Annotated in this window: 16 protein-coding genes; 10 read left to right on the forward strand and 6 right to left on the reverse strand. The window is 71.9% G+C overall.

The features are described from left to right. Nucleotides 1–31 precede the first annotated feature (31 nt). Nucleotides 32–2,347: a peptide ABC transporter substrate-binding protein gene (locus WMF26_RS20660; RefSeq protein WP_438001730.1), complete on the forward strand. Its 2,316-nt coding sequence runs from the start codon at nt 32–34 to the stop codon at nt 2,345–2,347. A 136-nt stretch (nt 2,348–2,483) separates the two neighbouring features. On the opposite strand, the gene WMF26_RS20665 is transcribed toward WMF26_RS20660, so the two are convergent. After that, on the reverse strand, nt 2,484–4,121 hold the full coding sequence (locus tag WMF26_RS20665) for a protein kinase domain-containing protein (RefSeq protein ID WP_438001731.1): 1,638 nt from the start codon (nt 4,119–4,121) through the stop codon (nt 2,484–2,486). Between the two features lie 64 nt (nt 4,122–4,185). Here WMF26_RS20665 and WMF26_RS20670 point away from each other — a divergent pair, with 64 nt between their 5' ends. Further along, on the forward strand, nt 4,186–6,585 hold the full coding sequence (locus tag WMF26_RS20670) for a glycoside hydrolase family 31 protein (RefSeq protein WP_438001732.1): 2,400 nt from the start codon (nt 4,186–4,188) through the stop codon (nt 6,583–6,585). Between the two features lie 26 nt (nt 6,586–6,611). Here WMF26_RS20670 and WMF26_RS20675 read toward each other — a convergent pair whose 3' ends face one another. Next, complete coding sequence (locus tag WMF26_RS20675; protein ID WP_438001733.1) at nt 6,612–7,511, reverse strand: LysR family transcriptional regulator; 900 nt, start codon at nt 7,509–7,511, stop codon at nt 6,612–6,614. Between WMF26_RS20675 and WMF26_RS20680 the strand changes: the two genes are divergently transcribed. The 4 genes from WMF26_RS20680 to WMF26_RS20695 all read left to right on the forward strand — a co-directional run bounded on the left by WMF26_RS20680 (nt 7,510) and on the right by WMF26_RS20695 (nt 12,159). Then, entirely contained in the window at nt 7,510–8,277 is a 768-nt protein-coding gene (locus WMF26_RS20680; protein WP_438001734.1) for an SDR family oxidoreductase, read from the forward strand. The two genes, WMF26_RS20675 and WMF26_RS20680, sit on opposite strands and share 2 nt — an antisense overlap. A 335-nt stretch (nt 8,278–8,612) precedes the next feature. After that, nucleotides 8,613–9,878 carry a parallel beta-helix domain-containing protein gene (locus tag WMF26_RS20685; protein WP_438001735.1) on the forward strand — a complete coding sequence of 422 codons (1,266 nt, stop codon included), beginning with the start codon at nt 8,613–8,615 and terminating at the stop codon, nt 9,876–9,878. Further along, entirely contained in the window at nt 9,850–11,022 is a 1,173-nt protein-coding gene (locus WMF26_RS20690) for an SO2930 family diheme c-type cytochrome (protein ID WP_438001736.1), read from the forward strand. Before WMF26_RS20685 ends, WMF26_RS20690 begins: the two co-directional genes overlap by 29 nt. 204 nt (nt 11,023–11,226) lie before the next feature. Next, entirely contained in the window at nt 11,227–12,159 is a 933-nt protein-coding gene (locus WMF26_RS20695; protein WP_438001737.1) for a fibro-slime domain-containing protein, read from the forward strand. A 109-nt stretch (nt 12,160–12,268) separates the two neighbouring features. Here WMF26_RS20695 and WMF26_RS20700 read toward each other — a convergent pair whose 3' ends face one another. Further along, nucleotides 12,269–13,957 (reverse strand): hypothetical protein, encoded by a 1,689-nt coding sequence (locus WMF26_RS20700; protein ID WP_438001738.1) that lies wholly within the window; start codon nt 13,955–13,957, stop codon nt 12,269–12,271. A gap of 442 nt (nt 13,958–14,399) precedes the next feature. Here WMF26_RS20700 and WMF26_RS20705 point away from each other — a divergent pair, with 442 nt between their 5' ends. Both WMF26_RS20705 and WMF26_RS20710 read left to right on the forward strand, forming a co-directional pair. Then, nucleotides 14,400–15,266, forward strand: a complete 867-nt coding sequence (locus WMF26_RS20705) for a mechanosensitive ion channel family protein (protein WP_438001739.1) — start codon at nt 14,400–14,402, stop codon at nt 15,264–15,266. A 285-nt stretch (nt 15,267–15,551) separates the two neighbouring features. Continuing rightward, nucleotides 15,552–16,544, forward strand: coding sequence for an aldo/keto reductase (locus tag WMF26_RS20710; RefSeq protein WP_438001740.1), 993 nt, complete (start codon nt 15,552–15,554; stop codon nt 16,542–16,544). A 60-nt stretch (nt 16,545–16,604) separates the two neighbouring features. On the opposite strand, the gene WMF26_RS20715 is transcribed toward WMF26_RS20710, so the two are convergent. The 3 genes from WMF26_RS20715 to WMF26_RS20725 all read right to left on the reverse strand — a co-directional run bounded on the left by WMF26_RS20715 (nt 16,605) and on the right by WMF26_RS20725 (nt 21,660). Further along, complete coding sequence (locus tag WMF26_RS20715) at nt 16,605–18,014, reverse strand: PLP-dependent aminotransferase family protein (protein ID WP_438001741.1); 1,410 nt, start codon at nt 18,012–18,014, stop codon at nt 16,605–16,607. A 209-nt stretch (nt 18,015–18,223) separates the two neighbouring features. Next, nucleotides 18,224–19,366: a hypothetical protein gene (locus WMF26_RS20720; RefSeq protein WP_438001742.1), complete on the reverse strand. Its 1,143-nt coding sequence runs from the start codon at nt 19,364–19,366 to the stop codon at nt 18,224–18,226. Nucleotides 19,367–20,118: 752 nt separating this feature from the next. Then, nucleotides 20,119–21,660: a GH1 family beta-glucosidase gene (locus WMF26_RS20725; protein WP_437947910.1), complete on the reverse strand. Its 1,542-nt coding sequence runs from the start codon at nt 21,658–21,660 to the stop codon at nt 20,119–20,121. A gap of 144 nt (nt 21,661–21,804) precedes the next feature. Between WMF26_RS20725 and WMF26_RS20730 the strand changes: the two genes are divergently transcribed. Continuing rightward, the gene (locus WMF26_RS20730) at nt 21,805–22,773 is read left to right on the forward strand and encodes a quinone oxidoreductase family protein (RefSeq protein WP_438001743.1); all 969 of its coding nucleotides are present in this window, start codon (nt 21,805–21,807) and stop codon (nt 22,771–22,773) included. A 152-nt stretch (nt 22,774–22,925) separates the two neighbouring features. Next, nucleotides 22,926–24,371, forward strand: coding sequence for an SBBP repeat-containing protein (locus WMF26_RS20735; protein ID WP_438001744.1), 1,446 nt, complete (start codon nt 22,926–22,928; stop codon nt 24,369–24,371). The last annotated feature ends 79 nt before the right edge of the window (nt 24,372–24,450 follow it).

Genomic DNA, 24,450 nt, shown 5'->3' on the forward strand with positions numbered 1-24,450 from the left:
CGCGCGTCGCTGGATCCGTGATGGGTGGAATTTGAACCACAGAGGCACAGTCCTCGGCGCGCTGCTCGCGACGCTCGCGGCCTGCACGGGCGAGGGCGAGGGCTACGTCGGGACGACGGCGCGCACCGGCAAGGACGCAGCGACCTTCTACGTCAACAACGGCGAGGAGCCGGAATACCTCGATCCCGGCAAGGCCGTCGACTCGGTGAGCATCTCGCTGCTCCAGCAGATGTTCGAGGGGCTGACCGCCTACGGCCCCGGCGACCTCCGCCCGGTCCAGGGGGTGGCGACGCGCTGGGAGCAGAGCGACGACAACCGGATCTTCCGGTTCCACCTGCGGCCCGAGGCGCGCTGGTCGGACGGCAAGCCGGTGACGGCGCGCGACTTCGAGTACGCGTGGAAGCGCGTGCTGCGCCCCTCCACCGCCTCGCTCGCCGCGACGAACCTGCACGTCCTCAAGAACGGCGAGCTCTTCAACCTGGGCAAGCTCAAGGCGCTGCGCGAGGCCGCGACGCTCCGCGCGGCGCCGCGGCCCGACGCGCCGCCCGCGCTCGCCCTGCCGCGGGGCGCGTTCGTCGTCGTGCTCGGCCAGTCGCCCGCCCGGGTGACGTCGGCGGTGCCGCCCCTCGCGGCGCCGCCTCCCGGGGTCGCCTCGGTGACGTACGCCGAGCCCGACGAGAAGACCGGCGCCGGCGAGCGGCTCTCGTTCGGCGCGGCCGGCTCGGCCCCGGCGCCCGCGCCCGTCGACGCGGCCGCCGGCGGCGCGTGGCGCGGCGCCGAGGTCGCCCTCCTCGCGGCCGGCCCGCCGGTCGCCTGCAACGGCGCGGCCGACCGCTGGTTCGAGATCGAGGGACCCCAGGGCCGCGGCTTCCTCCCGGGCTGCCTGCTCGGGCCCGCCGACGATGCCGCGTACGCGCTCGTCGCGCCCCACGCGAGCCTCCCCACGTACGACCCCGCCGCGCCGCGGTCGTCGCCGCCCTCCGGCGGCGGGGTGACTGGGTTCGTCGCCGCCTCGGAGCTCGTCGAGGACGACGCCGCCGTGGGCGTGCGGGCCCGGGACGACCTCACCCTCGAGGTGGAGCTCGAGCAGCCCACGCCCTATTTCACCGATCTCACGAGCTTCGTCACGCTGTTCCCGGTGCGCCGCGACGTCATCGAGCCGTTCGAGGCGCGCGGCGAGCCGGAGCTCTGGTTTCGCGCCGAGAACATCGTCGTCAACGGGCCCTACCAGCTCGACGAGTGGAAGTTCCGGTACGAGATCACGATGAAGCGCAATCCGGCGTACTGGGCCCATGACGCCCTCCGGATCCACCGGATCGTCTGGATGGAGATCGCCCAGTACAACGCCACTTTGCAGCTCTACAAGGCGGGGGATCTCGATTACCTCGGCGACAACTCCGAGCTCCCGTACGACCACCTCGGCTGGCTGTCCGGGAAGAAGGACCTCCGGCGGATCGAGTATCTCTCCACCGTGTACTACGAGGTCAACACGGCGAAGCCGCCGCTCGACGACGCGCGCGTGCGGTGGGCGCTGAACCTCGCCGTCGACAAGCGCGAGCTCGTCGAGAAGATCACGCGGGTGGGGAAGCCGGCGACGCATTACGTGCCCGACATCACCGGATCCGGCTACGCCGAGCAGGTGGCGGAGGACCGGGCGCGCGGCGCCGATCCGTTCGCGAGCCCCGAGGTCGGCCACGACCCCGCGCGCGCTCGCGCGCTGCTCGCCGAGGCCGGGTACGAGGTCGTCCGCGAGGGGGACGAGCTCCGCGCGAAGGGGTTTCCGCCGCTCGAGGTCCTCTACAACACGGGGGAGGGGCACGGGCAGGTCGCCGTGGCCATCCAGGACATGTGGAAGCGCCACCTCGGGATCTCCGCGACGCTGCGGAACGAGGAGTGGCGGGTGATGCTCAAGAACCTCCGCGACGGCAACTTCCAGGTGATCCGGCTGGCCTGGTACGCCGACTACAACCATCCGCAGACGTGGCTCGGCAACTTCCTTTCGTACAGCCCCAACAACCGGAGCGGCTGGGCAGATGCGGAGTTCGACGAGGAGCTCCGCCGGGCCGCGGCGATCGCCGATCCGCGGGAGAGCATCCGTCGCTTCCGCGCGGCCGAGCGGCGGGCGCTCGGCGGCATGTGCCGGATCCCGCTCTATTTCGAGGAGAAGACGACGCTGGTGAAGCCGTGGGTGAGGGGGTACATCCCCAACGCGCGAAACACGCAGCTCGTCAAATGGCTCTGGATCGACCCCGACTGGCAGCACCGGCCGGCCGGCGAGCCACCGCCCGTGCTGGAGCTGCCGCCGCCGGGGCGGCTGGGGGCGGCGCCGGGCGCGCCGCCGCCGTGACCGGTCGACGCGATGCCCGCGGCCACCGGCTCCGGGCTTGCCCGGCCGTCGAGCGCGCCCTCGCCGACCGGACACCCGGGTCGCGCGGTCGGCACGTCGTGAGAGGCGCCACCGCGCGATCGCTGGAGGGCGTCTCCTAGTATCCCAATCTCGGATCGATGGGCCCCTCCGGGGCAGAGTCGTCTTCGTTGGTCTTGGCAACAGGTCGAGCCGAAGGGGCCGTCGCCGGTAGCTTACGCGGACCGCGCACCCTGGTTCCGGCAGGCGAAGCTGCCGGTGGTGGACCCATGATTCGTGGACCCATGATTCCAGGAACGCGACCCGAAGGGGACGCCGGTGAAGTCCCTGAGGGGTCAACCACGGAAGACGGCACAGCCGGCACGGAGATCCCAGCCGCCAAGCTCACGCGCTCTCGCATCTTCTCGGCACGCGTTGCCGACGTCGGCGCGAGCGTGCGCGTCGTCCCGGACAGCAGGAAGAAGCACGCCACGCCGAGCGCCACCGTGGCCGCCAGCGCGAGCGCGGCGGCGTGGCTCGCCCGGGCCCTGAACGGGCCGTGGCGGAGCCGCCGGGCGACCTGCTCCCCCGCGCCCAGCGAGGCGCGCGCCCTCCGCCGCGCCGCCGGCGCGCCCGCGGCCTCGCTGGGCGCCGTCGGCTCCACGCCCCCCGGGGGCCCCGGCGCCGGAACCGTCGTGTCGGTGCCGCTCACCAGCGGATCGCCGCCGACCTGCACCACCCGCCGCTCCACGCCCTCGACCGTCCCGACGACCGTCGGCTCGTCCCGCCCGGCCGCCGGCGCCGGGGCCGCGGCCACCTCGCGCGGCGCCGGACGCGCCAGCAGCTGCTCGTCGAGCGACCAGCCGCCCGCCGGCAAGAGCGGCCCCATCGCGTCCAGCATCGCCGCGGCGCTCGGGAAGCGCCGGTCCGGATCGCGCTCCAGCGCGCGCTGCACGAGCGCCGCCACCTCGGCCGGGACCCACGGGGCCCGCGCCCGGATCGGCGGCGGCCCTTCGGTGCAGATCGCCAGGATGAGGTCGCCGAGGGCATGGATATGCTCGTGGGGCACATGGCCCGTCAGGGCGTGATAGAGCACGACGCCCAGCGACCAGATGTCGGTTCGATGATCGATGTCCCGGAGCCCGCGCGCCTGCTCCGGGGACATGAAGTGGGGAGAGCCGAGGATCGCCCCGCTCTGCGTGAGTCCGGTCGTCGTCGTGAGGCCCTGCGCCGCCTGCTCCTTGATCTTGGCGATGCCGAAATCGAGCAGCTTGACGGCGATCTCTCCTTGATCGACGCGCGCGAGGAACAGGTTGGCGGGCTTGATGTCCCGGTGGACGATGCGCATCTCGTGCGCCCGCGACAGGCCGCGGCACGTCTGCGCCGCGATCCGGAGCGCGGCTTCCGGCGCGAGGGCACCGGCGCGGCGGAGCCGCTGGTGCAGATCCTCGCCCTCGAGGCGCTCCATGACCATGAAGGGAGCGCCGGTCGCCGGGTCCGCCCCGGCGTCGATCACGCTGACGATGTGCGGGTCATCGAGCATCGCCACGGTGCGCGCCTCGCGCTGGAAGCGCTTCAGGGCGAGGCCGCCCCCCTGGAGGGCAGCGCCGTGCATGACCTTGACGGCGACCCGCCGCTCCGACGCGGCGAGCTGCGCTTCGTAGACGGCGCCCATCCCGCCTTGGCCGAGCAGGCGAATGATCCTGTATTTCCCGCCGAGCGTCTCCCCGACCACGGCGCGAGCGTAGGAGAACCTCGCCGGCGCTTGCAACAGCACGCCCGTATTTCCGCGCCGCGCGGGGATCGTGGCGAGCGCGGCGGGCCCCGGCTAGAGTCGCCGCATGTTCCTCACCGACGCCGCGATCGGCGCGACTCACGTGCTCCTCTCCGGCCCGCGCGCCGCCGTCGAGATCCGCTGTCCAGGCCCCGGCGTGCTGCGCGTGCGCCACGCCCCCTCGTCCGCCGTGACGGGCTTCACGCACCCCGATCTGCCGCCCAAGCGCTCCTTCGCCGTGGTGGCCGACGGCGCGCTGCCGCTCACCGCGCGTCGGGAGGGGGACGCGCTCCACGTGAGCGCCGAGGGCGCCTCTCTCGAGGTCTCGCTCGCCTCGGGCACATGGACCTTCGGCGACGGAGAGGGCCGCGCCCTCGCGCGCAGCGAGGGCGTGTCCGGCGAGGTCCGGCCGGCCTTCCCCGTCGACGAATTCCGCTCGCGGCTCTCGCTCGCGGCGCCGCCCGGCGAGGCCTACCTCGGCTTCGGCGAGAAGGTCGGGCCCCTCGACAAGCGCGGCCTGCGCTTCACCTTCTGGAACACCGACGCTTTCCCCCCGCACGTCGAGTCCGACCCGCTCTACGCCTCGATTCCCTTCTTCCTGGCCCTCCGCGGCGGCGCCGCCTGGGGCTTCTTCCTCGACGAGCCGTGGCGCTCGGAGGTCGATATCGCCCTGAGCCACCCGGATCGCATCGAATGGGAGTCGCGGGGGCCCGAGCTCGACGTCTATCTCCTCGCCGGCCCGCGCCCGGCCGACGTCCTCCGGCGCTACGCCGCGCTCACCGGGCTCCCCGCGATGCCGCCCCTCTGGAGCCTCGGCGCGCACCAGTCGCGCTGGGGCTACGAGAACGAGGACGACGTGCGCGGCGTCGTCCGCGGCTACCGATCGCGCGGCCTCCCCCTCGACGTTGTCCACCTCGATATCGATTACATGGATGCTTACCGGGTGTGGACCTGGGACCGCTCGCGCTTCCCGGACCCGGCGCGGCTCGCGCGCGATCTCGCGGCCGAGGGGGTCAGGCTGGTGACCATCGTCGACCCCGGGATCAAGGCGGATGTGGGCTACGCCGTGTACGAAGAGGCGCGCGCGCGCGACTTCCTCGTCCGGCTGTCGCGCGGCGACACGCTCGTGGGCGAGGTCTGGCCCGATCCAGCGGTCTTCCCGGATCTGACGCGCGAGGACGTGCAGCGCTGGTGGGGCGATCTGCAAAAGGCCTTCATCGACGCGGGCGTCGCCGGCATCTGGAACGACATGAACGAGCCGGCGTGCTTCTCCGTCCGGCCCGACCGGGGCCTGCCCGCGCCGAACGGCGGGCGCACCTCGGGCCTCGGCACGATCGAGGGCAGCACGCTCCCCTACGACGCGCGCCACGGCGCCCGCCGGCACCTCGAGGTCCACAACGTCTACGGCCTCGGCATGTCGCGCGCCGCCCACGAGGGGCTCGCCCGCCACGCGCCGGAGCGCCGCCCGTTCGTGCTCACGCGCGCGGCCTTCGCCGGCATCCAGCGCTACGCCGCGGTGTGGACCGGCGACTTCGCCAGCAATTTCACGCACCTGGAAGCGTCCATCCCGATGCTCCTCGGCCTCGGCCTCTCGGGCGTGCCGTTCGTCGGCGCGGACATCCCGGGCTTCGTCGGCCGCGCCAACGGCGAGCTGCTCGTGCGCTGGATGCAGGCCGGGCTGTTCTACCCGCTGATGCGCAACCACGCGGCGCGGGGCCGGCCTGCGCAGGAGCCGTGGCGCTTCGGCGAGCCGTACCTCGGCCTCGCGCGCGCCGTGCTCGAGCGGCGCTACCGGCTCCTGCCGACCCTGTACACGCTGATGCGCGAGGCGGCGGAGACGGGCCTGCCGGTCATGCGGCCGCTGTCCCTCCTGGCGCCCGAGGATCCCGAGGCGCTCCACGCCTACGATCAGTTCCTCTTTGGCGACGACCTGCTCGTCGCGCCGGTGGTGCGGCCGGGGCAGTCGAAGCGGCTGTCGTACCTGCCCGCCGGCGCGTGGATGGATTTCGCCAACCTGGAGCGCGCGGGGAGGGTGGAGGAGGGCGGGCGCCACGTCATCGCCGATGCGCCGCTCGGGGTGGTCCCCGTGTGGCTGCGCGCCGGGGGCGCGGTCGCGCTTACCGCGCCGCGGATGCACACGACGAGCGCGCGCTGGGAGGAGATCACCTGGCACGTGCACGCCGCGGAGCGGGTGAGCGGCCGCCTCTACGAGGACGAGGGCGACGGTCACGGCGCGTCGCGCACGACGCGGCTCTCGGGCGGCCTCGACGGCGCGGCGTTCACGCTCGAGCGCAGCGTCGAGGGAGAGCTGCCGGCGCCGGCGGCGCGCGAGGTGGAGACGATCCGGGTCTACGGCGTGCCGCCGCCGCGCGCCGTGGTCGGGGCGAGGTCGCACCGCGCGCTGGACGGCGGCGTCGAGCTCGAGGTGGCGGCCGACTGGCGGCGGATCGAGCTCCGGGCGTCCTGAGCGCCGGCGGCGCCGGCGCGGGGCGCTCAGCCGTGCCGGATCACCCAGTCGAGCGCCAGGCGCACGCGCGCGGGAAGGAGCCGCCGCGACGGGTACACCGCGAAGAGCTCGCGCGGCTCGACGGTGCGGCCCGTCACGGTGAGCTCGACGAGCGCCTCGCCGTGCTGCGCGATCACCTCGCGGGGCGCGCAGACCGCGCCCAGCCCCTGCGCCGCCGCGGCGATCGCCGCGCGCGGATCGTTGACGCAGAAGCGCGCGCGCGGCCGGACCTCCTCGACGGAGCCGTCCCGCCGGCGGAGGCGCCACGCGGCGTCCGCGCGGCTCAGGACGGCGGGCAAGTCGCCGAGCGACGCGCGCGCGAGCCGCGTGCGGCCGCGCAGGGCCTCTTGCACGAAGCGCGGCGACGCGGCCAGCGCGTACGGGAGCGACCACAGGCGCCGCGCCACGAGCTCGGCGTCCTGAACGGGCCCCGCGCGAAACGCCAGGTCGACGCCCTCTTCGACCAGCGGGACCACCGCGTTGGTGAGCGTGAGCTCCACGGTCAGGCGAGGGTGCCGGGCGGCGAAGGCGGACAGCGCCGGCGCGATGCGCTGCGCGCCCGTCATCACCGGCGCCGTCACCCGGAGCCTGCCCGCGGGCTCGTCCTCGCGATCGGCGACCCGGTCGAGCACCGACCCGAGCTCGTCGAGCAGGGGCCCGGCGCGCTCGAGCAGCCGCGCGCCCTCGCCGGTGAGGCCGACGCGGCGGGAGGTGCGCTGGAGCAGCCGCACCCCCAGCGCCTCCTCCAGCAGCGCCACCCGGCGGCTCACGGTGCTGGTGGGCACCCCCGTGCGCCGCGCCGCCTCGACGAAGCTCAGGTGGTGCGCGACGGCCGCGAAGAGCCGTACGTCCTCGAGGGAGATCATCCCGTCCATGGGACGAAGCATGCCATATCGTCCCATGGTGCTCGCGGGGCGCGCGCGTTACCCCTCGTTCATGAACCTTGAACACCAGCATGTCGTCATCATCGGGGGCTCGTCGGGCATCGGCCTCGGCGTGGCCAGGGCCTGCCTCGCGCGGGGCGCGACGCTGACCCTCGTGAGCCGCTCGCCGCAGAGGCTCGCCGCCGCCGCGGCCGAGCTCGGGGAGGCGCGCCGCGTGCGCACCGTCGCGGCCGACGCGACCCAGGAGGCCGAGGTGCAGGGCCTGTTCAGCGAGCATCCGCCGGCGCACCACGTGGTGGTCACGGCGGTGCAGGGCCATTACCAGCCGATCCGCGAGCTCGACGTCGCCGCGGCGCGCCGCACGATCGACTCGAAGCTCGTGGCGGCGCTCCACATCGCCAAGCACGCGCGGATCGAGCCCGGCGGCTCGCTCGTCTTCACCACCGGCATCGCGGCGGCGCGGCCGGGGCCGGGCGGCGCGGTCATCGCGGCGGCGAACGGCGCGCTCGAGGCGCTCGTGCGCGCCCTGGCCATCGAGCTCGCGCCGGTGCGCGTGAACGCGCTGTCGCCGGGCTGGGTGGACACGCCGATCTGGGACTCCATCGCCGGCGGCGAGAAGGGGCAGCGGTTCGAGCAGCACGCGCGCCGCCTCCCGGCCCGGCGCGTCGGCGCGCCCGCGGACATCGCGCACGCCGCGCTCTTCCTGATGGGCAACGGGTTCACGACCGGCGAGACGCTGCACGTCGACGGGGGGCACCGCCTGGTCTGAGCCCGTCCGCCGGGGGCAGTGCTCAGAATTGAACATGAAGGCGGGGAGGCGGGAAGGCGGGCAGAAAGACCAATGATCTTCCCGCCTTCCCGCCTTCATGGGAGCTCTCTCCGGGCAAATGTGAGCACTACCCCGCCGAGGCGGCGTGACGCGACGGGAAGCGCCGAGGCGCGAGGGGCAGAGACGGGGCTCACCGCCGGAGAGCTCGCCGATTTGTTGTGTGATTGCGTGGAGTTGTGCGCGATTCGGCCGCGGAGCGAGGTTGGACAACCCGAGCGCGCTCCGGTAGCCTGCGCGGTGTGAAATTCCAGCGGAATGTCTTCTTGGGAGCCTGCATGAGCCTGGGCCTGGCGCTCGCGGCGGTCGCCTGCAGCAGCGAGGAGGGGGTCACCCCGGCCAGCGGGAGCGGCACCGGCGGGGCGGGCGGCGGCACCGGCGGGGCGGGCGGCGGCGGCGGAGCGGGGGGCGAGGACGCGTGCGCGATCCGGCTCGCGCCGGGCGACGACGACACGACGGCGGTGCAGACGGCGCTGATCGACGCCGCGCCCGGGGCGACGGTCTGCTTCGAGGCGGGGACGTTCTCGTTCACCACCGAGCTGTCGCTCGACGTCGACGGCGTGACGCTGATCGGCGCGGGCAAGGACGAGACGATCCTGGACTTCTCGGACCAGGACACCGGCGCCAACGGGCTCCTCATTCGCGGCGACGGCGTCACCGTGCGGGATCTCCAGGTGCGCAACACGCCGGGCGACGGCATCCGCGCCGACAGCGTGCAGGGGATCGCCTTCCGCGACGTCGCCGTGATGTGGGAGGCGGACGCGTCGGAGGACAGCGGCGCTTACGGCCTCTACCCGGTCGGCTCGACCGACGTCGTGATCGAGCGGTGCGTGGTCAAGGGGGCGCGCGACGCCGGGATCTACGTCGGTCAGTCGCAGCACATCCTCGTCGCCTCGAACGAGGCCTACGGCAATGTCGCCGGCATCGAGATCGAGAACTCGACGGATGCGGTCGTGCGCGACAACTACACGCACGACAACACGGGCGGCCTGCTCCTCTTCAACCTGCCGGATCTGCCGGTCCAGGACGGCAAGCGCGTCAACGTGTACAAGAACCGGATCGAGAACAACAACGGCCCGAACTTCGCCGCCGCGGGCACCGTCGTCGCGGCCCTGCCGCCGGGGCTCGGCGTCATGATCCTCGCTTCCGACGACAACGAGGTTCACGAGAACGAGATCCGGGGCAACCAGTCCGTCGCGGTGGCGATCCTGAGCTATAGCGAAGACCTCCTCGGCCCGGTGATGGACGACGATTTCGACCTCTTCCCGCAGGGCAACTTCGTCCACGACAACGTCTACGAGGACAACGGGACGGATCCGCTCCCGTTCTTCTCGCTGTTCACGGCGATTCGGCCGATGCCCGACGTGGCCTGGGACGGCTGCACCGACCCGAGCGCCGAGGACGACGGTCACCTCGTCAACTGCGTCTCGGAGCCCGAGGCCACATATGTGAACTTCAACCTCTGCGGCGAGCTGCCGGCGGAGAGCCAGGATGTCTCTGCGGTCGAGTGCGCCTATGACCCGCTCCCTCCCGCGCAGCCTTAGCCTCGCCGCGTGCCTCTCGCTCGCGGCCTTCGGATGCGCCGGCGAGGGGGACGCCCGGCCGGGGGGCGCCCCGCCGCCCGAGGAGCCCGAGCGACCCGATCCGCCGGACCCGCCCGAGCCGCCACAGAAGAGCATGCCGTACGACACGCTGTCGGAATACGGCTTCTTCGAGGGCGCGCTGTCGGCGCTGCGGCCGGCCGAGGGCGTGATCCCCTACGAGGTGGCCGCGCCGCTCTGGGCCGACCACGCCGGCAAAGGGCGATTCCTGGTGCTCCCGGCGGGGGAGCAGATCGCGGCGAGCGAGGTGGAAGATTGGGAGTTCCCGCTCGGCACCATCGTCATCAAGACGTTCTCTCTGGGGATCGATCGGCGCGATCCTTCGAGCGCCGCCCGCATCCTCGAGACACGCCTGCTCATCCTCGGGGAAGAGGGGTGGAAGCCGCACACCTACGTCTGGAACGAGGAGCAGACCGAGGCGACGCGCAGCGTGGCGGGCGCCCGGATCGCGGTCGACGTGATCGACGCTTCGGGGAGCCCGACGCGCGCGCAGTACCTCGTCCCCAACACCAACCAGTGCAACAGCTGTCACGAGCGCGACGACCGCACCGCCGTGCTCGGGCTGATCACCCCGCAGCTGAACCGCGAGATCGTCGTCGACGGGGCGCCCCGGAACCAGCTCGCGTGGCTCGAGGCGCAGGGGATCTTCCGCGCGCCCCTCGGCGCGCCCGAGCGGCTGCCCAGCTTCCCGGATCCGTTCGGCGACGCGCCGCTCGACGCCCGCGCCCGGGCGTACCTGCACGGCAACTGCTCCCATTGCCACCGCCCGGGCGGCGGCGGCGGCGTGAGCGGGCTGGTCCTGCTCGCCTGGGAGACCGACCCGTCCAAGAACGGCGTGTGCAAGGTCGCGGCGGCGGCCGGCGCGGGCACCGGCGGTAACACCTACGATATCGTCCCCGGCGCTCCGGAGGAGAGCATCATGATCTTCCGCATGCGCTCGACCGATCCCGAGATCAAGATGCCGGAGCTCTCGAATCGTCTGCCGGACGCGGACGGCGTCGAGCTCGTCCGCGCGTGGATCGCCGCGATGGAGCCCGAGGGGTGCGGCGCCGCCGCGCCCGCGCCCGACCAACCCGCCTCGCCCTGACCGGCCCGCGCGGGACGACGCAGCGCATTAGTTCTCTCTCTTGCCAAACGAGGCAGGATTCCGTCGGATGCAGCAGGGCTGAATTAAGCGATCTCCACGCGATCGTGGCGGCAGGCGCCGCGCGATCTCGCGTAGGATTCCAGGGGCGACGTTGACAACCCCCACGAGGTGTGGTTGTCCTACTTTATCCCAGGAGTACTCTCTATGTCCCCTCGCTCTCTCTTTCTTGTGACCTTCGCCATCGCGGCCCTGGCCTGCTCTTCGGGGCCTGACGACAACAACGGCAACTCGAGCTCCGGCTCCGGCGGCGGGCCGACCACCGGCGGCACCAGCGGGACGCCTTCGGGGGAGAGCAGCAGCTCGAGCGGCGACGACATCGGGAGCATCTCGGGGGGCAACGTGACCATCGGCGCCGGCGGCGCCGGCGGGAGCGACTGCAAGAGCACGCTCGAGGTCCTCTACCGTGACTTCAAGGACACGCACCCCGACTTCGAGATGGACTTCCGGGGAGACGTGGTTCGCCGCAAGCTCATCGAGCCGCAGCTCGACGGCGACAGCAAGCCGGTGTTCCTCGACTCGATCGGCTGCCAGGCGGACCTGCAGACCCCGCTCGACTGCGGGGGCGGGACCCCGAACCAGGTCGTCATCACGAGCAGCGAGTCGTTCAACCAGTGGTACCGCGACGTGCCCGGCGTGAACATGACCTTCCCCAAGCAGCTCGAGCTCGAGGAGTCGCCGCCCGGCTCGGGTCGGTACGTCTTCGACAGCACGGATTTCTTCCCGCTCGCGCCGGAGGAGGGGTTCGGGATCAACCCTCCCAACGGCAAGAACCAGAACTTCCTCTTCACCACCGAGATCCACCTCAAGTTCGGCTACGTCGCCGGCCAGGAGTTCAGCTTCCGGGGCGACGACGACATGTGGATCTTCATCAACGGCAAGCTCGCCCTCGATCTCGGCAGCATGCACGGGCCCGAGTCGGGCGTGATCGATTTCGACGCCCAGGCCGACTACCTGGGAATCGCTCCGGGCAACACGTACACGATGGATATCTTCCACGCGGAGCGCCACACCGACGGGTCGAACTTCCACATCGAGACGAACATCTCCTGCTTCGTGCCCGTCGACGTCCCGCGGTGAGGCGAGGCGCGCCGCGCCTCGGGTCGCGGGCGGGATCGCCCCCGCTCGCCGCGCGACGCCCGCGCCGCAGGATGGCGCGGGCGTCGCGACGACGCCGGGGCCGAGGCCCTCAGGGGCCGAACGTGGCGACGAAGATATCGCGGCCCCCCGCGTAAGGTACCGGGCCGGTCCCGAAATCGACCGGACCGATCACGTCGCCGGTGACGCCGATCGTGCCATTCGGCGCGATCGCGATATCCTCCACGCGAGCATCGAAATCGACCCACCAGAGCTCGTTGCCGCTCGCGTCGAGCCTGGCGAGCCCGCCCCCGGCGACGATGATGCCGCCGGCAGGATCCAGGGCGATCTTGTTGCCGAAGCGGACCGAGCGGCTGAAGACGTGCTGGCCTGCCGAGTCCAGCTTGACGAGCACGGGGCCGGCGGGGAGCACGCCGCCGCCGAAGTCGACGAGCCCATCCGCGGAGCCCGCCACGAGGATCTCATCCGACGCGTTGACCGCCACCGAGGAGGCGCCCATCGCCCCGCTGTTCTCGAACATCCGCGTCCAGACCAGAGCGCCCGCCGGGTCAAACTTGAAGACGGTGAAGTACTCCCCGACGAGATGCGAACCGTCCGGGGGATCCTCGTTCGCCACGATCGCGTTGCCGGCGCTGTCGACCGCGAGGCTCACCGCTGCATTGCTGAGGTCGGATGCCGGAACAAACTGTGTCCAGAGGATCCCGGCGCCGCCGGCGCCGATCTTCGCCAGGTAGGTGTAATCGTAGATGCTGTAGAGCATGTACACATTACCGACGGCATCGACCGCGATCTCAGCTACTCGCCACACCCCCGTGGCGCCAAAGATTGGGAATCCGGTGCTCCAGAGATGATCGCCGCCGGCGTCGAACTTGGCCACGAAGACTCCGGAGTCGTCGCCGGCCGCGATCGGGCCCCCGCCGAGATCCGGGCCTGGGAAGAGACCTATGATGCCGTCGTACGCGCCGGAGAGAAAGATGTTGCCGTTCCCGTCGACGGTCATGACGCCGCTCCAATCGTCGAACTCGGTCCCGTAGCGCCTGCTCCAGATCACCGAGCCCGTGGGATCGAGCTTGAGAAGGAAGATGTCGTATCCCCCTGCGCTGGTGAGGGGGCCGGCGCCGAAGTCGACCGTCCCCTCGAAGTGCCCGGAGACGTAGTAGTTGCCCGAGATGTCGCTCACGATGGACAGGCCGTGATCGTAGCCGGGGCTGCCGTACCCCCGCGCCCACGGCGACGCCTGAGGGCAGTCGGGCACGCCGTCGCAGCTCTCGTCCACCGACGTGGCGCAGAGCTCCGTGCCGGGCGTCACCTCGCCCGTACAGGGGCCGTAGCCGAGGCCATCGACGCGGCACGTCTGCGTTCCAGGAGCGCAGCGCCCGACGCCCGCAGTGCCCGCGGGGCCGGTGTAGCAGGCGACGACCGAGCCTGGCGCGCACGTGCCTGGCATCCCGCTGCCGGTCGAGCCGGCGCCGCCCTCGCCGCCGGCGCCGGTAGAGCTGCTGCCGCCCTCGCCGCCGCCGGTAGCGCCGCTGCCGCCCTCGCCGGCGCTGCCACTCGAGGCCTCGCAGTCGTCCGCGCCCCCGTCGCCCAGCGCGCTCCGCGCGTTGACCGTGTGGTCGCTGTCCGCTGTGGCGCTGCCGCTCTGGCGATCCCCGGCCGCGCCCCGGCGCGCCGCCGGCTCGCACGCCGCGGCGGCGAGGACTGCCGCTATGGTGAAGGCGGCCGAGGCGCTCATGCTGGCCGTGGATGCTGAATGGATACGCTCGGAGTCTATGGTCATGGCCGCTTCGATGCTGGGCGCGGGCACGGCGTTCATCGACGGTTGGCCGTCAGGGGGCAACGCAGATCTCGCGCCCGGTCGGAGGTCGTGGAGCACACAGGCGCGCATGGCCTGCCACGTCGGAGAAGCGACGGAGGATGGGACGGCGAGACTTGACCCCTCGCTGTGTTGCTCGGTACCATGATCGTGCTGGACCTCGGCTGGGACGAGGTTCGGCCACGCAGCTTGGGGGGTTGGCGCACCCGCGCCGAGGTTTGTCCTGCTCGGCCGCCCGGCCACGGTGTGTTGCCGAGGCGTGCGAGCGCATTCCGGCTCCCACGGCTCGCATGGGTTCTTTTGCGAGGGCGCCGCGGCGATCGGCAGAGGTCGGCGGGCGCGACGAACCATCACCCGCTCGCTCGCGGGGACATCGCTGGACCGAGAGAAGGGAGAGAATCGCGGGATGAACGAGACCCTCAAGAGGTACGTGGACGTCGGGCTCGTGATCGGCGCCGAGATCGGCACCAAGATCATCGGTGCCATCGTCCTGTGGATCGCAGGGCGCCTGGTCATACGCGGCATCCTTCGTCTGCTCGATCGAACGACGAAGTTTCGCAACATCGACGAGACGCTCGCGCGCTACCTGCACTCGGTCGCGAGCGTGCTTCTCAACATCCTGCTCGTCATCACGGTCCTCGGCGTCTTCGGCGTCCAGACCTTCACCTTCGCCGGGATCCTGGCGGCCACCGGGGTCGCCATCGGCATGGCGTGGTCCGGCCTGCTCGCCAACCTGGCCGCTGGCGTCTTCATGATCGTGCTGCGCCCTTTCAAGGTCGGCGACGTGGTCACCATCGCCGGCGTGACGGGCATCGTGCACTCGATCGGCCTCTTCGTCACGTCGGTCGACACCTTCGACAACGAACGCACCTTTCTCGGCAACAACAAGATCTTCGGCGAGATCATCAAGAACCACTCGGAGAACCGAGTCGCGCGCTTGAACATCAACGTGCAGCTCCCTCACGGCGCCGACGTGCACAAGGTTATCGCCGTATTGAAGGAGAAGCTCGCTCAGGCGCCTCACGCCGTCAGCAGCCCAGCGCCGTTCGTCGAGCTGGTGGGCGTGACCCCCACCGGCCCGCTGCTCGTCGCGCACCCCTACATCGAGAGCTCGAAGTACCCGCTGGCGCTCGCCGCCGCGCACCTCGTCGTTTACGACGAGGTCGCGAAGCTGGGCTACCCGGCCCCGGCGCAGACGGTGGTGCTCCGCCAAGACGGAGCCCGGCTCGCCGCGGCCAACGGGCACGACGCGCGCGGGCTCTCGCCCGTGTGAGCTAGTCTTCCGGGGAGCCCGACCGCGGCATGGCCGCCGCCCGCCGGGCAGACTCCCCACGTGGACCGGCAGCAAGCGCGGCGCCGGCGCCGCCCTCCGGCCCTGCCGACACATCGCTCGACGGGCGTCGGAGCATGGGCCCATGCTCGGAGCGTGGTCCGCGGCGGCCGCCCCCGACCATGGCTCTCCCGGTGGTCCACGCCGGAACCGCAGCGGCGGTCCTCGTTCCCGCGCGCCTGCGGCCTCATACCTGGGCCCGGACATTCGATCCATGAGGAGGACGCCATGAAGCGACGATGGGAGAGCGTGGGCATCGAGACGAGCGCGCTGGGCCTGGGGTGCTGGGCCATCGCTGGGAAGTGGAACGACCCGGGCGCGAGCTGGGAGTGGCACGGCACCGACGACGCGGAGTCGATCCGGGCCATCCGCGCCGGCATCGACGCCGGCGTCACGCTGCTCGACACCGCCGACGTGTACGGCTCGGGGCACAGCGAGGTCCTGGTCGGGAAGGCCATCCAGGGGATCCGCGACCGTGTCACCCTGGCGACCAAATTCGGTCACGTCTTCGACGAGGAGAAGCACGCCAACCTGGGCAGGACCGACGCCAGCCCGGCGTACATCCGGCGCGCCGTGGAGGGGAGCCTGCGGCGGCTGGGGACCGATCGAATCGACCTCTACCAGCTCCACATCTGGGAGCACCCGCCGCAGAAAGCCGGCGAGGTGGTGGAGGTGCTCGAGCAGCTCGTGAAGGAGGGAAAGATACGCGCTTACGGCTGGAGCACCGACGTGAAGGCCTCGGTCGAGGCCTTCGCCCGCGGCCCGCACTGCGGCGCGGCCCAGATCCTGCTCAACGTGTTCGAGGGAAACGACCGGCTGATCGCCTACGGCGAGGGCAAAGGGCTGGCGCTCCTGTGCCGGAGCCCGCTGGCCATGGGCATGCTCTCGGGCCGGTACACGAAGGGCGAGACGTTGCCCCGCGGCGACGTGCGGACCAGCAACTTCGAGTGGATCACCTGGTTCAAGGACGGCAAGGTGAACCCCAATTACGCCCGCCGCCTGGAGGCCGCCCGCGAGATCCTGACCAGCAACGGCCGGACCCTGGTCCAGGGCGCGCTGGCGTGGATCTGGGCCAAGAGCCCGAACACAATCCCCATCCCCGGCTTCAAGAGCACGGCCCAGGCCGTGGAGAACGCGCGGGCCATGGAGAAGGGGGCGCTCACCGCCGATCAGGCGCGTCAGGTGGCAGAGCTCGTGGCGTACGAGGATCGGAACCTGTAGAGCCCGCCCATCGACTCCGCCTGTCCTGATCGCAACGCCGCAGGCGCGGCGACGAAGGGCTCATGGCGAACGGATCTCACGGTCCGTATTCCGCTCGACGAGGGCTCCAAGCAGCTCGAGACCCTCGTCGAGCTTCTCGTCCGCCACGTTGCCATAGCCGATCACCAGCGCGTCGCTCGCGTGGGGCGGCTCGGCCCGGAACTCGTCCTCGGTCGAGATCCGCAGCCCCTCCGCGCTGCAGGCGTCGGTGAAGATCGGGCCGAAGCGCCGCCCGCCGAAGCGCGCGTGCAGGTGGAATCCGGTCTCGCCGCCGCCGGTGCGGACCTGATCCCCGTAGCGGGTCCCCAGGAAGTCGAGGATCGCTTCCAGCCGCGCGCGGTAGCGCCGCTTCATGGCGAAGATATGGCGCTCGAGATGACCCTCCTCGATGAAGCGGGCCAGCGTCCGCTGGTGCGGGATGGAGCCCCGGAGGTTGGTACGCCGCACCAGGTCGGCGATCGGGCCGACGAGGTGGGGCGGGGCGATGAGATACCCGACCCGCACGAACGGCGCCAGGCACTTCGAGAAGGTCCCCAGGTAGACGACGCGCTCGGCGTCGAGCGAGGCGAGCGGCGGGACCGGGCTGCCGCGGAAGCGGAACTCGGAGTCGTAGTCGTCCTCGAGCACCAGCCCTTCGGCCGGGGCGGCCAGCTCCAGGAACTTCACCCGCCGCTTGAGGGGCAGGAGCGCGCCGGTCGGGAACTGGTGGGAGGGCGTCAGGTAGAAGAGCGCGCCGCGGGGCACCTCGCCCAGGCCGGAAGGGAGCGCGCCGGAGTCGTCGACGTGCATCGGGCGGCAGCGGAACCCGGCCGAGCCGAAGACGTCGCGGGCGAAGGTGAGCCCGGGCTCCTCGCAGAAGAGGGTCGTGGCGGGGAGGAGCCGTGAGAGCAGCGACAGGGAATGCGAGGTGCCGGAGGTGATGCAGATCTGCTCCGGATCGGCGGCCAGCCCGCGGAACCGGTACAGGTAGTCGGAGATGGCCTGGCGCAGCCGGGCGTCGCCGAGCGCCGGGCCGTAGGAGAGGTCGGCGGCGAGCGCCAGAGAGATCGCGTCGTCGGCGGCGCGGCGCCACGCTTGCCGCGGGAAGCTGGCGAGATCGGGGATCCCGGGGGTGAAGTCGAAGCGGATGGTGGGCCGGTGCCGCCGGAGCATGGCCGACCCCGGGACGCTGGCGTGCGGCGCCCGCACCGGCAGCGCGGCGGCGTACGTCCCGTGGCCCGCCCGGGTCTCGAAATAGCCTTCGCCGGTGAGCTGCTCGTAAGCGTCCGTCACCAGCCGCCGGGAGATCCCCAGCTCCGCGGCCAGCAGGCGCGAGGGGGGGAGCCTGGCGCCGGGCGCCAGCTCGCCGGCGACGACCGCCTGGCGCAGCCCGTCCGCGAGCTGGAGCGCCAGGGAGCGCCGCGAGGCGCGATCGAGCACGATGCCGAACACGGAACGAGGATAGTGCTTCGACGCACGAGCAGACCAGCTGCGCCGACATGGGATCGAGGGGAGACGCGTCGCCGCCGATCGACGGCAGCCGGCTGCTGGTCGCGCGCGCGAACCGGCAGGTCCTGCTGACATCCACGCGCCCCCCTGCGCCGCTCCCGCCGTGGTGGACGCTGAAGCTTCCGAAGGCGGCCGGTCGGGCCCGCGGTGGGTTAGCCCTCGGGGCAGGAGGGCTTCGGGTCAGGGCACGGCTGGCCCTCGACCCAGGGGCGCGTCTGCTCGCAGCCGCTCACGTCCTCGAAGGTGTTTCCAGACACGAAATCGGGCCCCGCGGTGCCGTTCCAGCCGCGGGTGACGCCGTGGCCGGCGACGTGGCGGAACGTCGACCCCTGGATGAACGCGCTGCTCGGCGCCTGGCTGAAGATGACGGCGCCGTTGAAGGTCGTGAGATCGTTGCAGCTGAGCAGGATGCAGCCGCAGTCGTAACCCGCATACTCGACGATGACGTTCTCCAGGACGTTCTCGTCGCGCGGGATGCCGCCGAACCAGAGCCCGCCCCAGTCGCCGGGCGCGGGGGTCTCCGCGGCCGAGGTGAAGACGATGGGCCGCTCCGGCGTGCCCAGCGCGCGGAGGGCGCCGCTCGCGGCGAAGTCGCCGGTGAAGCGCTCGATCTGCATGAAATTGCCGGGCTCGAACCGGATGGTGACGCCGGGCTCGATGGTGAGCGTCGTGAGCGGCGCGCCCTCGCCGCCGCCGCCGATGTTGAAGCGGGCGTCGCGCCAGTCGCCGAAGTGGTAGGGCACGCCGCGGTCGCGCAGGGTCGTGTCCTGCTGCAGCCCGGAGGTCTGATTGGCGCCCTCGTCCTGGATCAGGATCTCGTCCCTTCGATTGCCGGTGTACACGCCGACCGGGATCGAGCCGAGCGCCTGCTCGCCGAGCTCCAGCGGATACGGGTGCTCCTCGCTGCCGCTCTCGGTGATCACGAGATCGGTGGAGCCCTCGGCGAACGCCGACGCCCGCAAGAGGAGCACCCCGGCGCCGAGCGACCCGCGCACCGTCACGTGGTCGACGAGCAGCACCGGCGCCGCGGGGGTCACGGACGCGCCGTACGCGGAGAGCGCCGCGTTCGCGTGGAAGCGATCGCCGCCGCCGCCCTCGAGCGTCACGTGGCGGAGGGTCGCCTTGGCCGGCCACGCGACGTGCACGTCGTTCCACCGCGCGCCCTCGCTGCCGCGGAACGTGATCGGCCGCGCCTCGGTGCCCTCGGCCTTCAGCTCGGCGCCCTCATCCATCGCGGAGATGCCCGTGTCCTCCTCGAGCAGCACCTCGGCGCACGGCTCGATCGTGAGCGTCACGCCGGGGCGTAGGCGGACAGGGAAAGTCACGACGTGCGGGCTCCCCTCCGCGGTCCAAGTCTCATCTTCGCTCACATCGCCCGAGTGATCCGTCGGGCCGCCGGACGGCGCGGGGCACCCCGGCTCGGCCGAGCCGCCGCCGCCGCCAGCCCCACCCGAGCCGCCAGCCCCACCCGCAGCGCCAGCGCCGGCGGGGGGCGGGTCGCCGGGATCGCACGCGACGAGGAACATCACACCTGCCGCAGTGAGCGTAACTACAACGTTGCGTAGAACCATATCCCTGTGTCCTTTGTGAGCGCCTGTGCGTCCGCGCGCACACGCAAAGACGCAGAGATTAGCGCATTCGCGTGGAATCCACAGAGTCTTTGCACACCAGAGCTCGTCCCCTCGCGGCAGGATTTGCGCGCCGCGATGGGCCGAGCCACTGTGTTCTCCGAGGCCGGTGGACTGCCGCGCACCTGCGGATGTAATGTGAGTTCCCGACGGGAGGTGGCCTCGTGCCGCAATCCGCCGAGGGGAACGAACAGATCGTTCGACGTGACCTGCTCGAGGCCGTGAATCAGCACAAGCCCGAGATGTGGCCCGAGATGTGGCCCGAGATGTGGCCCGAGATGTGGCCCGAGATGTGGAAGGAGACGCTGCAGAAGCGCTCCCGCGTGGGTCGAGCCCGGCGACGAAGAGCCCCTGGAAGCTTGACGAGGAGCGCGCCGGCCGCGCGGCCCGACGGGGAATCGGGCCGCGGGCCTCCGGGATCAGCCGGTCACGTTGTCCCAGGCCACCGCGGTCGGCCCGAGGAGCGAGCGCCCGTTGGTCGCGATGACCTCCTTGTACCAGGAGAACGAGTCCTTCGGGATCCGGCGCTGGGTCTGGTAATCGACGTAGACGAGCCCGAACCGCTCCCTGTAGCCCTCGGCCCACTCGAAGTTGTCGAGGAGCGACCAGGCCCAGTATCCGAAGACATCGACGCCCTCCTTCATCGCCCGCGCGAGGCCGAGCAGGTACCGGTGCATCAGGTCGATGCGCTGCGGGTCGTGCACCTTCCCGTCGAGGAAGACCTGGTCCCGCGTGGCGGTGCCGTGCTCGGTGATCCCGATGGGCAGCTTGTACCGCTCCCAGAAATACCTCGTGCCCCAGTACAGGGTGCTGGGGACCACCTGCAGCCAGTCGAGCGTCGCGCGCGGGTAGCCGGGCGGGGACGCGACGCGCTCGGGTTTGCCGTCCTTGCCCCGCCGCCACGTGCCCGCCGAGTACATGTTGAGCCCGAGGTAGTCGAGCGGCCGCTTGATCTGGTCGAAGTCGCTGGCGGGGAAGTCGGGCACGTCGTTGCCGAAGAGCTTGAGGCCGCTCTCCGGATACCGCCCCTCCAGCACCGGCGCGATCCACCAGGCGTTGTTCCACGGGTGCCGCTCGTAGACCGAGAAGATCGCCTCGCGCGCCGCCTCGACGTCGCCCGGGTCCTCCGTCGCGGGGCGCTGGACCTGGGTCGCGAGCACGTAGCCGACCTTCGCCGCCTTGGCCGCGGCGCGCAGGGCGTCCACCTGCTTGCCGTGGGCGCGCATCTGGTTGTGCGCGGCGGTCAGGTAGTCCCGGTACGGGAGCTTGAGCCCGGGGGCGAAGTGCCCCTCGAGGAGCGCGTTGCCGATGAACGCCTGCGGCTCGTTCTGCGTCACCCACCACGGCACGCGATCGCCGAGCCGCTCGGCGACGACGGTCGTGTAGTCGGCGAACCAGTCGGCGACGTCCCGCTGGAGGAACCCGCCGCGGTCCTGGAGCGCCTGGGGGAAGTCCCAGTGGAACAGCGTGCACAGGGGCACGATGCCGAGGCGGAGGAGCTCGTCGACGAGCCGGTCGTAGAAGTCGAGCCCTTTCTGATTGACCTTGCCCGTGCCCTCCGGGAGGACGCGCGTCCACGAGACGCTGAAGCGATAGCTCTTGGCCCCGAGCTCGGCGAGCAGCCCGAAGTCCTCCTTGTAGCGATGGTAGTGGTCGCACGCGACGTTCCCGGTGTGCCCTTCGAAGACCTTCCCGGGGGTGTTCGAGAAGACGTCCCACACGGAGGGGCCGCGGCCGTCCTCGGTGGCGGCGCCTTCGATCTGGTAGGCCGCGGTGGCCGCGCCCCACAGGAAGCCCTCGGGGAACGGCGCGGCCGTCGTGCCTGCCGGCCCCGCGCCGGCCGACGGGGCCGGCGACGCGGGCGCCGAGCCGGACGCGGCGGCCGCGGCGGCGGACGGGGCGGGCGAGGCGCCAGGGGCGTTGTGCTGGGTGAGCGACTCGGAAGGAGTGGAAGCGGACATGAGAGCGCATCATCCACGGCGCGCGTTGGGCAGCAATGGGATCGATGCCCGCGGCGCGGTGGCGCCCGGCTGAAGCGTGAAGCGATGCGTCGATGCCCGCGCCGGTCGCTTGACGGGCCGCTCCGGCTCGGCAACATGGGCGGCATGCTCGCGATCCGACCGAAAGCCGCTGGCGGCCCCGAGGTGATGACGCTGGAGGAGCACCCGACGCCGACGCCAGGTCCGGGTGAAGCCGTGGTCCGCGTCGAGGCCGCCGGGGTGAACTTCATCGACATCTACCAGCGGAGCGGCCAGTACAAGGTCGAGCCGCCGATCCCGCTCGGGCTCGAGGGCGCGGGGCGCGTCGAGGCGGTGGGGCCGTCGGTCACCGGGGTGAGGGAAGGGGACGAGGTCGCGTGGGCCGGCGGCCCCGGCTCGTACGCGACGCACGTCCGCATCCCGGTCGCGAAGCTGGTCCCGGTGCCCGCGGGCGTCGGCGCGAAGCGCGCGGCGGCGGCGATGCTCCAGGGCATGACCGCGCATTACCTCGTGCGGTCCACGTTCGCGCTCGGGCCAGGCCACACGTGCCTGGTCCACGCGGCGGCGGGCGGGATGGGGCTGCTCCTCTGCCAGATGGCGAAGCGCCTCGGCGCGCGCGTGATCGGCACCGTCTCGACCGAGGAGAAGGCGCGGCTCGCGCGCGAGGCCGGCGCCGACGAGGTGATCCTGTACACGCGGGCCGACGTCGAGGTCGAGGCGCGCCGGCTCACGGACGGCGCCGGGGTCGACGTGGTCTACGACGGGGTCGGGCGCGACACGTTCGAGAAGAGCCTGGGCGCGCTCCGCCCGCGCGGCATGCTGGTGCTCTTCGGCCAGTCGAGCGGGCCGGTGCCCGCGTTCGACCCGCAGATCCTGAGCCAGAAGGGGTCGCTCTTCCTGACGCGGCCGAGCCTCGGGCACTACACGGCGACGCGCGAGGAGCTGCTCCAGCGCGCGGAGGACGTGCTCGGCGCGATCGCGCGCGGCGAGCTCACGATCTCGGTCGGCGCGACGTACCCGCTCGCCGAGGCGGCGGAGGCGCACCGCGCACTCGCCGGGCGGGCGACGACGGGGAAGGTGCTGCTCATCCCGTAGAGCGTCCGTCGTGCGGCCTGACGCGCGGCGAGCGTGAGCGGGCCCGGATGAATGCGGGGCCGCGGCGAGGCATCGGAGCCGGCATGATGAGCGGCTCCGACGTTCTGCGTTTGACTTCACGGGTTCGCAGGTGTGCCTCCGTCGCTGTGTGCTTGGCGTGCCTGGCCGCCTCCGCGGCATGCGAGCTGACCGTCAACGACGGCCCGACGGGAGACGGCGGCAGCGGGGGCGACGGCGGCTCGACGGGAGACGGCGGCAGCGGGGGCGACGGCGGCTCGACGGGAGAGGGCGGCACCGGGGGCGACGGCGGCTCGACAGGCGAAGGCGGCAGCGGGGGCGACGGCGGCTCGACGGGAGAGGGCGGCACCGGGGGCGACGGCGGCTCGACAGGCGAAGGCGGCAGCGGGGGCGACGGCGATCTCGAATGGGCGCGCGGCGCTGGCGGCCCCGGCACCGATGAGGGCAGAGGCATCGCGAGCGACGCCGCAGGCAACCTCTACATCACCGGCTTCTTCTCGGGGACGGTCGACTTCGGCGATGGCCCCCTCACGAGCGCCGGACAAGAGGACATCTTCCTCGTCAAGCTCGACCCCTCGGGGACGTTGCTCTGGAGCAAACGATTCGGGAGCGGATTGAGCGAGAAAGGACACGCCGTGGCCGTCGACGGGAGCGGCAACATCGTCCTCTCCGGCAGCTACACCGGCGGGCTCGGCGCTGCCACCGTGGACTTCGGCGGAGGGCCGCTCGACAACTCGGACACCTACGGGCTCGTCTTCGCGGTCAAGCTCGATCCCGACGGCGAGCACCTCTGGAGCCTGGGTTCCATCGCCCCCCCGGACTGGGCCTATTTTGCGGACGTGGGCACCCATCAGCTCGCCCTCGACCCCGTCGGCAACATCCACCTGGCGGTCTTCGCCTATCAGCGCAGCCTCATGTCGGTGGTGAAGCTCGATCCCGCGGGCCAACTGCTCTGGAATCGAGAGATCCCCGGAGGCGGAGATCTGGGCAACCGCTCGAGCCTCGCGCTCGACAGCGCCGGCAACGTGCTGGCCACGCGCGAGTCCATCGCCAGCAGCCCGGCCACCGGCTTCGATGCAAGGCGGTTCGCCGTCTCCAAGCTCGATCCGACGGGGGAGGTCCTCTGGAGCCGGCTCATCGGTCCCGAGGTCTTCGATCCCGAAGATCCCGGGGCGCTCGCGCTCGCGGTGGCCGTCAACGCCGCCGACGAGGTGCTCGTCGCGGGCCATACCCATGGAGTCACCGATTTCGGCGGCGGCGCGCCCCCCGCCGGCCCCGTCCTCGTCAAGCTGGACGCGAACGGCGAGCACGTCTTCAGCCGCTCGATCCCCTTCGAGGACAGGATCGCGGTCGATGGGGACGGCAACATCCTCGTCGCCGGGCGCGGGGTCGCCAAGCTTGCCCCCTCCGGTGAGCCGCAGTGGGCTCGCCACTTCGATGCTCCCGTGTACGGCCTCGCCGTCTCTCCGCTCGGCCCCATCGCCGTCACGGGCGCCGCCTTCGCGGCGGTGGACTTCGGCGCAGGCCCGATCGCCCACGCTGGGGGCTTCGACGTTTTCGTCGCGACGTTCCGCCCGTAGGACGTTCTGCGGGCTCTGGAGGCGGCTCACGCCGCCTTCGCGTCCGCCGGGGTGAGCGCCGCGGCGATGCGCGCGGCGC

The organism is Sorangium sp. So ce185 (assembly GCF_051526825.1).
GTDB lineage: Bacteria > Myxococcota_A > Polyangia > Polyangiales > Polyangiaceae > Sorangium > Sorangium cellulosum_D.